The sequence below is a fragment of the Paraburkholderia domus genome, assembly GCF_905220705.1.
Classification (GTDB): Bacteria; Pseudomonadota; Gammaproteobacteria; order Burkholderiales; family Burkholderiaceae; genus Paraburkholderia; species Paraburkholderia domus.
Window position 1 is genome coordinate 334,184 of the sequence record NZ_CAJNAT010000001.1, and the last position, 13,127, is coordinate 347,310.

At 61.6% G+C, this 13,127-nt stretch carries 9 protein-coding genes, 1 tRNA gene and 1 pseudogene; 1 reads left to right on the top strand and 10 read right to left on the bottom strand.

What is annotated here, in order from left to right; genetic code table 11:
- Positions 1 to 94: 94 nt before the first annotated feature.
- The 5 genes from KHO31_RS01430 to KHO31_RS01450 all read right to left on the bottom strand — a co-directional run bounded on the left by KHO31_RS01430 (position 95) and on the right by KHO31_RS01450 (position 6,469).
- Complete coding sequence (locus KHO31_RS01430) at positions 95 to 1,720, bottom strand: ABC transporter ATP-binding protein (protein ID WP_201073426.1); 1,626 nt, start codon at positions 1,718 to 1,720, stop codon at positions 95 to 97.
- 5 nt (positions 1,721 to 1,725) lie between these two features.
- Positions 1,726 to 2,832, bottom strand: coding sequence for an ABC transporter permease (locus KHO31_RS01435; protein ID WP_201073273.1), 1,107 nt, complete (start codon positions 2,830 to 2,832; stop codon positions 1,726 to 1,728).
- Entirely contained in the window at positions 2,829 to 3,869 is a 1,041-nt protein-coding gene (locus KHO31_RS01440; RefSeq protein WP_201073274.1) for a microcin C ABC transporter permease YejB, read from the bottom strand. Before KHO31_RS01440 ends, KHO31_RS01435 begins: the two co-directional genes overlap by 4 nt.
- Before the next feature lie 42 nt (positions 3,870 to 3,911).
- Entirely contained in the window at positions 3,912 to 5,870 is a 1,959-nt protein-coding gene (locus KHO31_RS01445) for an extracellular solute-binding protein (RefSeq protein ID WP_201139077.1), read from the bottom strand.
- 251 nt (positions 5,871 to 6,121) lie between these two features.
- Positions 6,122 to 6,469 (bottom strand): hypothetical protein, encoded by a 348-nt coding sequence (locus KHO31_RS01450; RefSeq protein ID WP_201073276.1) that lies wholly within the window; start codon positions 6,467 to 6,469, stop codon positions 6,122 to 6,124.
- A 561-nt stretch (positions 6,470 to 7,030) separates the two neighbouring features.
- Here KHO31_RS01450 and KHO31_RS39080 point away from each other — a divergent pair.
- Positions 7,031 to 7,249: pseudogene (locus KHO31_RS39080) on the top strand (porin); the annotation flags it as partial.
- A gap of 80 nt (positions 7,250 to 7,329) precedes the next feature.
- On the opposite strand, the gene KHO31_RS01455 reads toward KHO31_RS39080, so the two are convergent.
- The 5 genes from KHO31_RS01455 to KHO31_RS01475 all read right to left on the bottom strand — a co-directional run bounded on the left by KHO31_RS01455 (position 7,330) and on the right by KHO31_RS01475 (position 13,083).
- Positions 7,330 to 7,423: transfer RNA gene (locus KHO31_RS01455), tRNA-Ser, on the bottom strand.
- A 211-nt stretch (positions 7,424 to 7,634) separates the two neighbouring features.
- Positions 7,635 to 8,885, bottom strand: coding sequence for an aspartate kinase (locus KHO31_RS01460; protein WP_201073277.1), 1,251 nt, complete (start codon positions 8,883 to 8,885; stop codon positions 7,635 to 7,637).
- A 375-nt stretch (positions 8,886 to 9,260) separates the two neighbouring features.
- Positions 9,261 to 10,766 carry a tRNA lysidine(34) synthetase TilS gene (tilS, locus tag KHO31_RS01465; RefSeq protein WP_211622554.1) on the bottom strand — a complete coding sequence of 502 codons (1,506 nt, stop codon included), beginning with the start codon at positions 10,764 to 10,766 and terminating at the stop codon, positions 9,261 to 9,263.
- Positions 10,767 to 10,814: 48 nt separating this feature from the next.
- On the bottom strand, positions 10,815 to 11,786 hold the full coding sequence (locus KHO31_RS01470; protein ID WP_074283028.1) for an acetyl-CoA carboxylase carboxyltransferase subunit alpha: 972 nt from the start codon (positions 11,784 to 11,786) through the stop codon (positions 10,815 to 10,817).
- Between the two features lie 232 nt (positions 11,787 to 12,018).
- Positions 12,019 to 13,083, bottom strand: a complete 1,065-nt coding sequence (locus KHO31_RS01475) for an endonuclease III domain-containing protein (RefSeq protein ID WP_211622556.1) — start codon at positions 13,081 to 13,083, stop codon at positions 12,019 to 12,021.
- Positions 13,084 to 13,127: the final 44 nt, after the last annotated feature.

Consider the following 13,127-nt stretch of genomic DNA (forward strand, 5'->3'; position numbering starts at 1 on the left):
AGTTTGGTCGATACTAGCCAGTAAGTATTCACATGTCAAAACAAATAGAAAAATACAATCGAGACACGCACCCAATTGGTGAAAGAGTGCAAAATCAGTAGTCAAGCGCCGCTTTCAGCAGCTTTCGGGTGTAAGGGTGCGCCGGTGTCGCAAAAATCTGCTCAACGTCTCCGCTTTCGACGATCGAACCGTTTTGCATGACCGCGACACGGTGCGCCATCGCCCCGATCACGGCCAGATCGTGACTGATGAAAACGAAGCCGAGGTTGTACTTCTGTTGCAACCCGGCGAGCAGTTTCAGCACCTGCTGCTGGATCGACACGTCGAGCGAACTGGTCGGTTCGTCGAGGATCAGGATGCGTGGCTCCAGCACCAGAGCGCGCGCGATCGCAATCCGCTGACGCTGGCCGCCGGAGAACTCATGCGGATAGCGGTACAACACCGTACGGTCCAAACCGACTTCGCGCAGGACCGAAACCACCTTGTCGCGCCGCGCCTCCGGGCTCATCTGCGGCCGATGCAGCGCGAGCCCTTCGCCGACGATCCGCTCGATGGTCTGACGCGGTGAAAGCGAACTAAACGGATCCTGAAAGACAACTTGCATGTTCGAGCGTAAGGCGGTCTGTTCGAGGCCGCGATAGCTGCCGAGCGCCCTGCCCTGAAACTCGATCTCGCCGCGCACGGTGCGTTGCAGACCGAGCAAGGCCATCGCGAGCGTCGATTTGCCCGAACCCGATTCGCCGACGATCCCCAGCGTCTCACCCTGGCGCACCGACACATTCGCATCGGCGACCGCGCGGAAGTGTCCCGAGCGAAACCAGCCGCTGACGCCCGGCAGTTTCGTTTTGAAATCCACTGAGACATCGCGCGCTTCGAGCAGCACGGGTGAAATCGGCAGCACAGGGACCACCGTGCGCTGCGGACGGCTCGCCAGCAGACGCTGCGTGTACGGATGCTGCGGCGACTCGAATACCTGCTCGACCGACCCGCTTTCCACCAGCACGCCCTTCTCCATCACCGCGATGCGTTGCGCGAAATGGCGCACCAGATTCAGGTCGTGCGTGATCAGCAGCACGGCCATGCCGCGCTTCTCCGCTTCGTCGCGTTGCAGTTCCAGCAGCAGGTCGACGATCTGCGCGCGAATCGTCACATCAAGCGCCGTGGTCGGCTCATCGGCCAGCAACAAACGTGGGCGGCACGCGAGCGCCATCGCGATCATCGCGCGTTGCCGCTGACCGCCCGAGAGCTGATGCGGATAGTTGTTCACGCGCTTGCCGGGCTCGGCGATGCCCGTGCGCCCCAGCAGCGCCACGGCGCGCTTACGCGCTTCATTCGCTGCGACGCCGTCGTGCATGACGATCGTCTCCGCAATCTGGTCACCGACCGTATAAAGCGGATTGAGAGCCGTCATCGGCTCCTGGAAGATCATCGCGATGTCCGAGCCGCGCATGCCGCGCATCTCACGCTCGCTTTTCGCGAGCAGATCCTGGCCGTCGAAACGGATCGACCCGCTCACCTGCGAGTCTCTTAACAGACGCAAGATCGACAGCGCGGTCACGCTCTTTCCCGAGCCCGATTCGCCGACCAGCGCGACCCGCTCGCCGCGTTGAATCGCGAGCGTTACATCGCTCACCGCGACGGTGTCGCCGAAGGCCACATGCAAACGATCGAGCTCCAGGAGCGGCGGCGTCATGCCGTGTTTTGCGTTGTTCTCGCCCATAGCGCTCACTGGTTGCCTCCAGCACGCATGGCATCGGAGATGCGGGTGTCCAGCGCATTGCGCAGCGCATCGCCCATGAAGGTCAGGAGCAGTAGCAACACGACCAGTACGCCGAACGTGAACAGCGAGATCCACCACGCGTCGAGATTCGCTTTACCTTGCGCAAGCAGCTCGCCCAGGCTTGGCGTCGGCGACGGCACGCCGAGACCGAGAAAGTCGAGGCTGGTGAGCGCGAGAATCGAGCCGCTCATGGTAAACGGCAGGAACGTGATCACCGGCGTCAGGCTGTTCGGCAATATATGCCGCCACATGATCTGCCAGTTCGACAGGCCGATCGCCCGTGCCGCGCGCACATAGTCCTGCTGGCGATTGCGTAGAAACTCTGCGCGCACATAGGCCGCCAGGCCGACCCAGCCAAACAGCGACAGCAGCACGATCAACAGAACGAAGCCCGGCTCGAATATCGAAGCGAAAATGATCAGAAGATACAACTGCGGCATGGCGCTCCAGATTTCGATCAAGCGCTGCCCGACAATGTCGATACGTCCTCCGAAATAACCCTGCACGGCGCCCGCGGCGATCCCGAGCACGGTGCCGATCACGGTCAGCACCAGCCCGAATTCCACCGACACGCGAAACCCGTACAGAAGACGCGCGAAGAGATCGCGACCACGGTCGTCGGTGCCAAGCCAGTTATCGCGCGACGGGGGCGCCGGGTTCGACGCCTTCGAGAAATAATTCAGCGTGTCGTAGTAGTACCGGTTCGGCGGATACACCGCAAAGTTACCCGGCGCGTCGAAACGATGCTTGATATACGGGTCGAGATAATCGGCGGGCGTCGGGAAGTCGCCGCCGAAGGTGGTCTCCGCGTAAGTCTTGAACATCGGGAAATACAGCTGCCCTTCGTAGCGCACCACGAGTGGCTTGTCGTTCGACCACAGCGGCCCGGCGAGGCTCACCGCAAACGCGACGACAAATATGATCAGGCTCCAGTAGCCAAGGCGCTGCTGGCGAAAACGCTGCCATACGCGACGCGCAGGCGTTGGAGAGACGAACGCGCGAACCGGTTCGGCGCGCGCCGCCGCATCGGCGGAAAGGCGGGCTCGATTCATCTGCGCTCCAGTTGTTCGAATTGGATGCGGGGATCGACCCACACATAGCAAAGGTCGGAAATCAGATTGGTCGCAAGACCGATCAGCGTGAACAGATACAACGTGCCGAGCACAACCGGATAGTCGCGCCGCACCACCGATTCGTACGACAGCAGGCCGAGTCCGTCGAGCGAAAACAGCGTCTCGATCAGCAGACTGCCGGTGAAGAACGCACCGATGAACGCCGACGGGAAACCGACGATCAACGGCAGCAGCGCGTTGCGAAACACGTGCTTCCACAGCACGCGCTTTTCCGACAGACCTTTGGCGCGCGCGGTCAGCACGTATTGCTTGCGGATTTCGTCGAGAAAAGCGTTCTTCGTCAGCATCGTGACGACGGCGAAACTGCCCACCACCGAGGCCGTGATCGGCAACGTGATATGCCACAGGTAATCGACGATCTTGCCGCCGACACTCAACTGCGCCCAGTTGTCCGAGGTGAGATTGCGCAACGGGAAAAGCTGCAGGAAGCTGCCGCCGCCGAACAGCACCAGCAACAGCACACCCAATACAAAGCCCGGAATCGCGTAACCGACCAGCACGACGAGGCTCGTTGCAATATCGAAGCGCGAGCCGTTGCGCACCGCTTTGGCGATGCCCAGAGGCACCGATATCAGGTAGGTCAGGAAGAACGTCCATAAGCCGATGCTGATCGACACCGGCAACTTCGAAACGATCAGCGACCACACGCTTTGGTGACGGAAATAGCTCTGCCCCAAGTCGAATGTCGCGAAGCGTTTTAGCATCAGGACGTAGCGTTCGAGCGGCGGTTTATCGAAGCCATACAGCACTTTCAGTTGCGCGATCTGCTGCGCGTCGACACCTGTATGCGTGCGCAAACCGAACGGTGCGCCGTTCTCCGCGCCTTTGCGCAGTTCATGCTGCATCTGTTCGACGGGGCCGCCCGGGACGAACTGGATCACGACGAAGGTCAGCGTCAGCACGCCGAGCAAGGTCGGGATCATCAACAGCAGGCGCTTGAGAATGTAGCTCCACATGGCGTCGGTTCCGGTGCGAAGGCGGTGAATGAATGGACGCTTTTAGTGCGACTGTGCTTGTGGCTGTGGCTGTGGCTGCGCATACCACCACATCGACGTGATCCAGCCTTCCGCTCCATAGTACAGAGGCAAGGTTCTGGGCCACGCGAGACCACGCTTGAACGCTACCCGGTGCGTCGCGCTGTACCACTGCGGCACCACATAGTAGCCATGCATCAGCACGCGGTCGAGCGCGTGTGTCGCGTCGATCAATTGCTCGCGCGTCTGCGCATGCACGAGCGCGTTCAGGATCGCATCGACGGCCGGCGATTTCAGCCCGATCATGTTGTCCGAGCCAGCGGTATCCGCGGCTTTGCTGCCGAAGCGATCAATCTGCTCCGACCCCGGCACCTGCACGTCCGGCATGCGGATGGTGGTCGTGTCGAAATCGAATGCGTCGAGACGCTTCTGATAGACCGCGAAATCGGACACACGAAACGTCGCGGTAATGCCGAGCTTCTGCAGATTGCGGATGAACGTCGCGACAATCGGCTCCATTTGCGCGGCCGAACCTGAATCGTCGAGGATCTCGAACCGGAATGGCTCGCCCTTGGCGTTGCGCAAGGCGTTGTCGCGATAGGTCCACCCCGCCTGCTGCAACAAGGCGCGTGCTTGCAGCAGATTGGCGCGCAGCGAACCCGGCGGATCCGTGTCCGGCTGCTTCGGCGGCGGACCGAATACCGCCGGATCGAGTTTTGCGCGCCATGGCTCGAGGAGCGCGAGTTCACCCGGCGAAGGCAGACCCTTCGCCTGCAAATCCGTATTGACGAAGAAGCTGTCGATGCGCGTGTACTGATTGAAGAACAACTGGCGATTCAGCCACTGAAAGTCGAACGCGAGATCGAGCGCCTTGCGCACTCGCACGTCCTGGAACAGCGGCCGACGCAGATTGAGCATGAAACCCTGCATGCCCGTGCCGTTATGCTGCACAAACTCGCGCTTGATCAACTCGCCGCTATCGAACTTCTTGCCGACGTCGCGCCGCACCCAATTGCGCGCGACGTACTCGACCATCGCATCGTATTCGCCGGCCTTGAACGCTTCCAGGCGCGCGACGTTATCCGAATACAGTTTATAGACGATGCGATCGAAGTTGTTCATGCCGACGCGCACCGGCAACGTCGCACCCCAGTAGTTCGGATCACGCCTATACGTGATCGTGCGGCCGTTGTCGTACTGATCGATCAGATAAGGCCCGCTGGCAATCGGCTTTTCGAACGCCAATTGGTCGAAGGCGATCCGGCTGCCGTCCGGCTTCATCCCCCACTTGCGCGAGAACACCGGCATGCTGCCCACGAGCAACGGCAACTCGCGATTGCGTTGATGAAACTCGAAGCGAATCGTATGCGGATCGACGACAACTGCTCGCGTGATCTCGCCGAAAATCGACGCGAACTGCGGCGCGGCCTGCGGGCTTTTCAGCGTGTCGAGCGAAAACTTGACGTCGTCGGCGGTGACCGGATCCCCATTCGAAAAACGTGCGCGGGGATTGATGTGGAAAGTAGTCGACAGGCCGTCGGGCGCGATATTGATATCGTCGGCAAGCAAGCCATAGGCAGAAGCCACTTCGTCGCTGCTGCCTATGGTCAGGCTTTCGAACATCAGGTCGACGCCCGGTGCGGGGTTGCCGCGCAGTGTGAACGGATTGAATTTGTCGAAACTGGTGAGCCGGCTCGGATTGGCCAGCACCAGCGTGCCGCCTTTTGGCGCATCCGGGTTGACGTAGTCGAAGTGCTTAAAATCCGCGGGATACTTCGGCTCGCCGTATTGCGCGATCGCATAGACCGCATGGGCCTCGGGCGCCGCAAGCAAACCGGCCAGCGCGGACACGCCGCACAGCGCGACAGCGCACACTAAGCGCCGGGAGCGCGGCACAAGCGGTAGACCGACACGCGATAGCCTGTGAATCACACTGCACCAAAGTGCACGAGGCGTTTGAACCCATCGCGAGCCAGTTGTCATAGGGGCCTTGTTGGTCAGCGGGTGATCTCAATGTGAGAGGATTCTACCCAATAAACCCGTGCAATCCATGCCTGCGCCGGACGCGTCGCTGCTCACGCTCAGCTACCTCGGCGCCGAGTAACCGCATGTGCTGCGTTGACCCGGCGCTTTCTGCCCAGTCCGCTGATTTCGCGGGCGCAATAAAAAACCGCCCTTTTCGGGCGGTTTCTTTTTCCACGTGGCGACCGCGTCAACTGCGGCCTGTTGATGGCTTAATGCCAGCCGCGATGATTGTCGTAGTGGTCACGGCCGTAGTCGTAACGGCCCGGGGGATGATGGCGATACCAGTCGTCACGCGCCCAGTAGCGGCGGCCGTCCCAGTAACGGTCGCCGTGCCAGCCGATCACGATCGCCGGGCCGCCGTAGTACACAGGAGCCGGCTGATAGACGACAGGCGGCGGAGGCGGCGGCGGCGGTGCATAGACCGGAGCCGGAGCCACATAGATCGGCGCGGGAATGCCGATGTTGACGCCAATGTTGAGCCCACCGGCCATTGCAGCACCCGACGCAGCCAACCCGAGAACCCCGATCAGAAGTGGAACAAGACGTGCGGACTTCATTGAATCACCCTTTTGAAGAATGTGTTGTTGGCCGAAATATAGCGCAAGGCAGCCATCCGCGTATTTCAACTTTGTAATAACTGATGCATAACATCGCGCCGCTGGCCGCCCGGTTACGTCTCGTTACATTGGACGAAGGTTTGGTGGAAAAGTAGTGGCGATGTAACCGGCCCACCTCGCCGTTAGTCACTCGATTGTCGGCAGTCACGCATCTTTCAGCGCCGGCATCCTCTGCGCGGCAACGCTTGCCGCTGCCCTCGCATGCACCAGGTAATCGGGTCGGCGGCTCCCCGATCTGCCTTGCGGCGGCGCATTGACCGCACACTCACATCAGCAGGATGCCGAAATATTTGCGCAGCATGTAAAAGAGTCGACCGGACAATGAAACTCGCCCGCTCCGTCCGCATCAATCGCCCTTGCCTTCCAGCGCGTTAGCGCCCCGCCCTCGCAGGTGGTTCAAATCGGATCGCAAAACCGCATAGCGTCACGATCGCCCAACCAATCCGCCGCCGCGATTGCCGCGACGCCCGACTGCGCCCATTCGCACAAACCGCCAATCAGCAGATTTCGCTCGAGCAGACGTACAACCTCTCCGCCCGCACCACGGTGTACGCATTACTGGCGTATCGGCATGCGCGAGGCAAGACGTTGGTTGCGGCGGGTAGCACGGGGACGAGTATCACCAACGCAGTGGCTGTGGCCGGCGACTCGCAGAATACGACGCCGTCGTCAGGGCCATCGCAATTCGTCGGCAGGGTGGGGCTGCGTCACGCGTTTTGAGCTTGCCCGTCGCATGAATTGAGGGCTGAAAAAACAAAACCCCGCAGAGCCTAGACTCTGCGGGGTTCCACCGCCATCGCTGGCGGAGACGGAGGGATTCGAACCCTCGATCCAGGTTTTGGCCCAGATGCTCCCTTAGCAGGGGAGTGCCTTCGACCTCTCGGCCACGTCTCCCAAACTTTCGGTTGCGCAGGGAGTCAGCGCAACGAAGCCAAGATAATAGCGGGCCGAACCGCGAAGGTCAATGTCTACCGCACATTTTTTGTGCCAGTTTTGTCATCGACGACGCAATTAATGCCCATTGACCGCGTCACATTGGCCGCGTATGCGGCCCCCGTGCATCAAAAGACGAGGCGCTCTTGTACGCCCCGCCCTGTCCGGCAAATTACGCCTGATCCAACTCGAACGCCTTATGCAGCGCGCGCACGGCGAGCTCCATATACTTCTCGTCGATCAGCACCGAAATCTTGATTTCGGAGGTCGAGATCATCTGGATGTTGATGCCCTCTTCCGACAGCGTGCGGAACATCGTGCTCGCGATACCCACATGCGAACGCATGCCGACGCCGACCACCGAGATCTTCGATACCTTCGGATCGCCCAGCACCTGCTCAGCCTGCACGTGACCCTTCACCTGGCCCGTGAGAATGTCCATGGCGCGCTGATAGTCGCCGCGGCCGACCGTGAACGTGAAGTCCGTCTTGCCCTCGACGCTCTGGTTCTGGATGATCATGTCGACGTCGATATTCGCGTCCGCCACCGGGCCGAGAATCTGATACGCGATGCCCGGCTTGTCGGGCACACCCATCACGGCGATACGAGCTTCGTCGCGCTGGAACGCGATGCCCGAGATGACTGCTTTTTCCATGGTCTCGTCTTCTTCAAAAGTAATCAGGGTGCCCGACTTCATTTCAGTGTCGAGCGGGATGAGCGGATCGGTCAGGCTCGACAGCACGCGCGTCTTCACCTGATATTTGCCGGCGAATTCCACCGAGCGGATCTGCAGCACCTTGGAACCCAGGCTTGCCATTTCCAGCATTTCTTCGAACGTCACGCGATCGAGCCGGCGCGCTTCTTCCACGACGCGCGGGTCGGTCGTGTAGACGCCGTCGACGTCCGTGTAAATCAGGCACTCGTCGGCTTTCAATGCGGCAGCGACGGCGACAGCGGACGTATCCGAACCGCCACGCCCCAGCGTGGTGATGTTGCCCTCAGGGTCGATACCCTGGAAGCCTGTGATCACCACCACTTTGCCCGCGTCGAGATCGCGCAGCACGCGCTCGCCGTCGATTTCGCTGATGCGCGCTTTCGTGAACGCGCTATCCGTTTTGACCGGCACTTGCCAGCCGGCATAGCTGACCGCGTCGACGCCGGCTTCCTGCAGCGCGATGGCGAGCAGTCCCGAGCTGACCTGCTCGCCCGTGGCCGCGATCATGTCGAGTTCACGCGGGCTCGGCTGACCCGTGATTTCTTTCGCGAGACCGAGCAAGCGGTTGGTTTCGCCGGACATTGCCGACGGCACGACGACCATCTTGTGGCCAGCCTTGTGCCATTTCGCGACGCGCTTGGCGACGTTCTTGATGCGCTCGACCGAGCCCATCGAAGTGCCGCCGTATTTATGTACGATGAGTGCCATTGTCGTTCTGAACTGGAGGAGAAACCGCGCTGGCGCGCTGGAGACGACCGCACAAAAGCACAGGGGCGCAACGTCTTGTGAACGGCGGCAAAGTGTGTGGCGGCGTAGATGCAGCACGCGTGTAGCACGCGCGGATTTGCCCGGGAATGATCGCTAGTGACTTACCGGAAACGACGGATCACGATCGGAAACCGCAAAAGCGACGGCGAAATCGGGTCGGGCAAACAAGTTAAATTACCCGATCGAGCGCAAAAAGACAAGCCGAAATGCCCGTCGAATGGCCCGTATTACCGGCTGAAAAGGCTTATTCGGTGCGGTTTTGCGCCCTGAGTCGGAGATTCGCCGGATGGACAACGCACCTGTCCGACCGGCCGGTCAGGCGATCAGCAGATCGTCGCGCCAGATGATCCGGACACGCTGTTCGGCCGCATTGAGCTGCTCGGGCATCGCTGCGCGGTTCACGCCGAGGAAGGGTACGAACAGCAGCTCGTCGCCCACGTAGAGCAGCGGCACGTCGCGCTTCCATGCAGGAATACCGCGCTCCTGGAACAGATTTTTCAGCGTGCGGCTCGGGCTGCCTGGTGTCTCGCTCGTGCGCATCCGTTCACCGCCGCTGCGCGAACGCGCGCTCAACAATGCCCGACGTAAAACGCTGAGGGGAAGCATATCGGGATCGTTCGACACAGCACCGGCATGGCCAGCGGCATTGCTGCGATCGGTATCGGCACCCGCGCCGGCATCCCCATTCAGATTCGCTTCGACAGCGACAAATACAAAGGTGCCCCGCCATTGCGGCAAGCGCCAGATTGCTTCGCCCTGCCATGCGAGTTCACTGACTGCGCGCTCAGTAAGCGCGGTTTCGTCGGCAGGTTCGTTGCTATCTCCCGCTTCCCAGTAGACGAGGCCGCGATAACTGCGCAGCGTCTGCCCTGCATGATCGATACGCAGACTATTGCCCTCGCCCGATGCGCCGACTTCGCGCAACTGGCGCAAAGCGTCGACAAGACGCGCAGTCGAAGCAGCAACGAAACCCAAAGTGCGCATCCAGTAGCGCAGCAGATTGAGCGCACGATCGTCGTCGAGGGCGAGCAGCGCGTCATGCGATAGCGCATGACCTTCATCGCGTACTGCTCCGTCCAGATCGATGCGCGCGAGATCGTCGAGGAGACGCTGCGATGATGCCGCGTGCGCCGCTGTGCGCGCGAGTGCGTCGCGAAAACCAGGAAAGTGGACGGCCAGCGCCGGCGTCACCTCGTGGCGCAGTGCGTTGCGCGCGTAACGTAGGTCCGCGTTCGATTCGTCGTCGATCCAGCGCAGATTGCGGGCGCTCGCGTACTGCTCGAGTTGCGCACGCAGGAGGTGCAGCAAAGGCCGCACGCGTACCGTGGAGGCACCCGCCGGCAAGTACTCGGGCGCCATCGCAGCAAGGCCCGCAAGGCCCGCGCCGCGCAGCAGTTGCAACAGTACCGTCTCCGCCTGGTCGTCAGCGTGTTGAGCGAGCCATAGCGTGTGAACGCCGCGTGCTGCGCACATCGCGTCCAGCGCGCGATAACGCGCATCGCGCGCCGCGGCTTCGACACTCACCCCCCCGTCACGCGGCACCTCGACACGCTGCGCCGCGAATTCAACGCCACGTTCCTGTGCAAACGCTTCGCAGTGCGCGAGCCATTCGTCGGCGTGAGCGCTCAGACCGTGATGCACATGCAGCGCGACACAACGCGACGCACCCGCGACACGCGCCGCCGCATCGAGCAGCACACTCGAATCGACGCCACCGCTGAACGCAATCGCGATGCGCGCGCTCGCAGGGAGCACGGACAGCGCCACGCCGACCGCCTCGAGAACGAGGCGGTCGGCAGGCGAATCGGCGGTGGGAGTCACGTCGCTAGCGCGCGAAGCGCTGAGAGACGAAAGAAAACGCGCGCGGGCTTAAGCACCCGGCGTCGTTTCCTTGAACTTGCCGTACGACATCAACCGTTCGAAACGGCGTTGACGCAGGTCATTGATGCTCATGCCCTGGAACTGGCGCAGCGAGTCGGCGAGCGCACGGCGCAACATCGCGGCCATGCCCTTCGGATCGCGATGCGCACCACCCAGCGGCTCGTTGACGATCTTGTCGATCAGGCCGAGCGCCTTGAGGCGATGCGCGGTCAGGCCGAGCGCTTCCGCGGCTTCCGGCGCCTTCGCGGCGCTCTTCCACAGGATCGACGCGCAGCCTTCCGGAGAAATCACCGAATAGGTCGAGAATTGCAGCATCAGCACGCTGTCGCCGACGGCAATCGCAAGTGCGCCGCCCGAGCCGCCTTCACCGATGATCGTGGCGATCAGCGGCGTCTTGAGTTCAGCCATCACGTACAGATTGCGGCCGATCGCTTCCGACTGGCCCCGCTCTTCCGCACCGATACCCGGATAGGCGCCCGGCGTATCGATGAACGTGAAGATCGGCAAGCCGAACTTCTCGGCGAGACGCATCAGGCGTTCGGCCTTGCGATAGCCTTCCGGACGCGGCATGCCGAAGTTGCGCAGCGCGCGCTCCTTGGTGTCGCGGCCCTTCTGATGGCCGATCACCATGCAAGCCTGGCCGTTGAAACGCGCAAGGCCGCCGACGATCGACAGGTCGTCCGCATAATTGCGGTCGCCGTGAAGCTCGTGAAAATCGGTGAACAGCTCGCTCACGTAATCGAACGTGTACGGGCGTTGGGGGTGTCGGGCGATTTGCGAAACCTGCCACGGGGTGAGGTTCGCGTACAGATCTTTGGTGAGCTGTTGACTCTTCTTGGACAGCCGCTCGATCTCTTCCGAAATATCGACGGCCGAATCGTCCTGCACGAAGCGCAATTCTTCGATCTTCGCTTCGAGTTCAGCGATCGGCTGTTCGAAATCCAGAAAGGTGGTCTTCATTGGTTGTAATCCTTGGACTTACCGGGCAGCGCGTATTCTAACCGCGCGCGCCGATGTCAAAACCATCTCGCAACTATCGATTCTTAGCAATTGATAGCTTTCGAAATAACATTGCTTCTTGTTCTTTTCAAGAAAACGCCGGGCCGCCCCACGTTTTCCGCCCCGCAGGAAGTCCCCTTGGGGGATTGTCCCCCTCGGGGGGCCTGGTGCGAAGCGCCAGGTTTGGGGGCGCTTAGTAGTCGACCGGCAATGGATCGAGACTACGCCACATATACCAGGTAGCGACGGTGCGCCACGGCTCCCAGTTTGCCGCAACCTCACGCGCTTCACTGCGCGTAACCGGTTCGCCGCTAAAGTAATTGACGCTGATCGCGCGAATCAGGCCGAGGTCGTCGAGCGGCAGCACGTCCGGGCGCGACAGATTGAAGATCAGGAACATTTCCGCAGTCCAGCGGCCGATGCCGCGGATCTGTGTGAGTTCGGCGATCACCGCTTCGTCGTCCATCGAGGTCCACTTGCCGACGTGCAATGCGCCCGACACGAAGTGCTGCGCGAGATCGAGCACGTACTCGGCCTTGCGCTTGGACAACCCGCAGGCGGTCAGCTTGTCCTGACCGAGTTTGATGAACTGCTGCGGCACGAGCTTCGGACACGCCGCCTCGACTTTCGCCCAGACAGCTTGCGCGGATGCCACCGAAATCTGCTGCCCGACCACCGAACGCGCGAGCGTGACGAACGGATCGCCACGACTCAGCAGATGCACCGGGCCGAACTTCGGGATCAGCTTCTTCAGAATACGGTCGCGCTTGACGAGGTCCGCGCATGCCTTGTCCCAATAGGCTGGACGGGTGACTTCAGGCGTGAGGCCGCCGATCTGCACCGGCACCGCGAGTTCAGCAACACCCGCGGCTTCGCCGCCCGCACTCGACGACGCGCGCGTCTTGCGTACGACTTCATCTTCATGTGAATCGCGCGCGAGCTCCTGCACGTCGCCAGCAATTTCAGCAGGCAACGCACCATTGCTCTTTGCACGCGACGTTTTGGCCCGCGTCGAAACAGGCGCGTGCGCCGACGCGCCGTTCAGCGCGCGCTTGACCGGGGCCTTCTTCGCTGCGCCCGTCGTCGCCGAGGTTGCCCCGCCCGCGCCGCTCTTGGCCGCCACTCCAGCGGCTTTCGACGATGCTTTCGTTACCGCGCCGCTGCCCGCACGAGCCGACGTTCGCGTCGACTTTGCCGCGGCTGCGGCGTTTGTTTGAGACGTGGCTCGTTTAGCCGGCGTCTTCGTGGCCGTTGCCATCCTGCCTCCTGCCTGGCGAGTCGATCAAAGGGAAGTACGAGGTG

Excerpts from the sequence above, each read along its gene's own strand:
- KHO31_RS01430 (WP_201073426.1), bottom strand. The coding sequence starts at position 1,720 with ATGGGCGAGAACAACGCAAAACACGGCATGACGCCGCCGCTCCTGGAG.
- KHO31_RS01435 (WP_201073273.1), bottom strand. The coding sequence starts at position 2,832 with ATGAATCGAGCCCGCCTTTCCGCCGATGCGGCGGCGCGCGCCGAACCG.
- KHO31_RS01440 (WP_201073274.1), bottom strand. The coding sequence starts at position 3,869 with ATGTGGAGCTACATTCTCAAGCGCCTGCTGTTGATGATCCCGACCTTG.
- KHO31_RS01445 (WP_201139077.1), bottom strand. The coding sequence starts at position 5,870 with ATGACAACTGGCTCGCGATGGGTTCAAACGCCTCGTGCACTTTGGTGC.
- KHO31_RS01450 (WP_201073276.1), bottom strand. The coding sequence starts at position 6,469 with ATGAAGTCCGCACGTCTTGTTCCACTTCTGATCGGGGTTCTCGGGTTG.
- KHO31_RS01460 (WP_201073277.1), bottom strand. The coding sequence starts at position 8,885 with ATGGCACTCATCGTACATAAATACGGCGGCACTTCGATGGGCTCGGTC.
- KHO31_RS01470 (WP_074283028.1), bottom strand. The coding sequence starts at position 11,786 with ATGAAGACCACCTTTCTGGATTTCGAACAGCCGATCGCTGAACTCGAA.
- KHO31_RS01475 (WP_211622556.1), bottom strand. The coding sequence starts at position 13,083 with ATGGCAACGGCCACGAAGACGCCGGCTAAACGAGCCACGTCTCAAACA.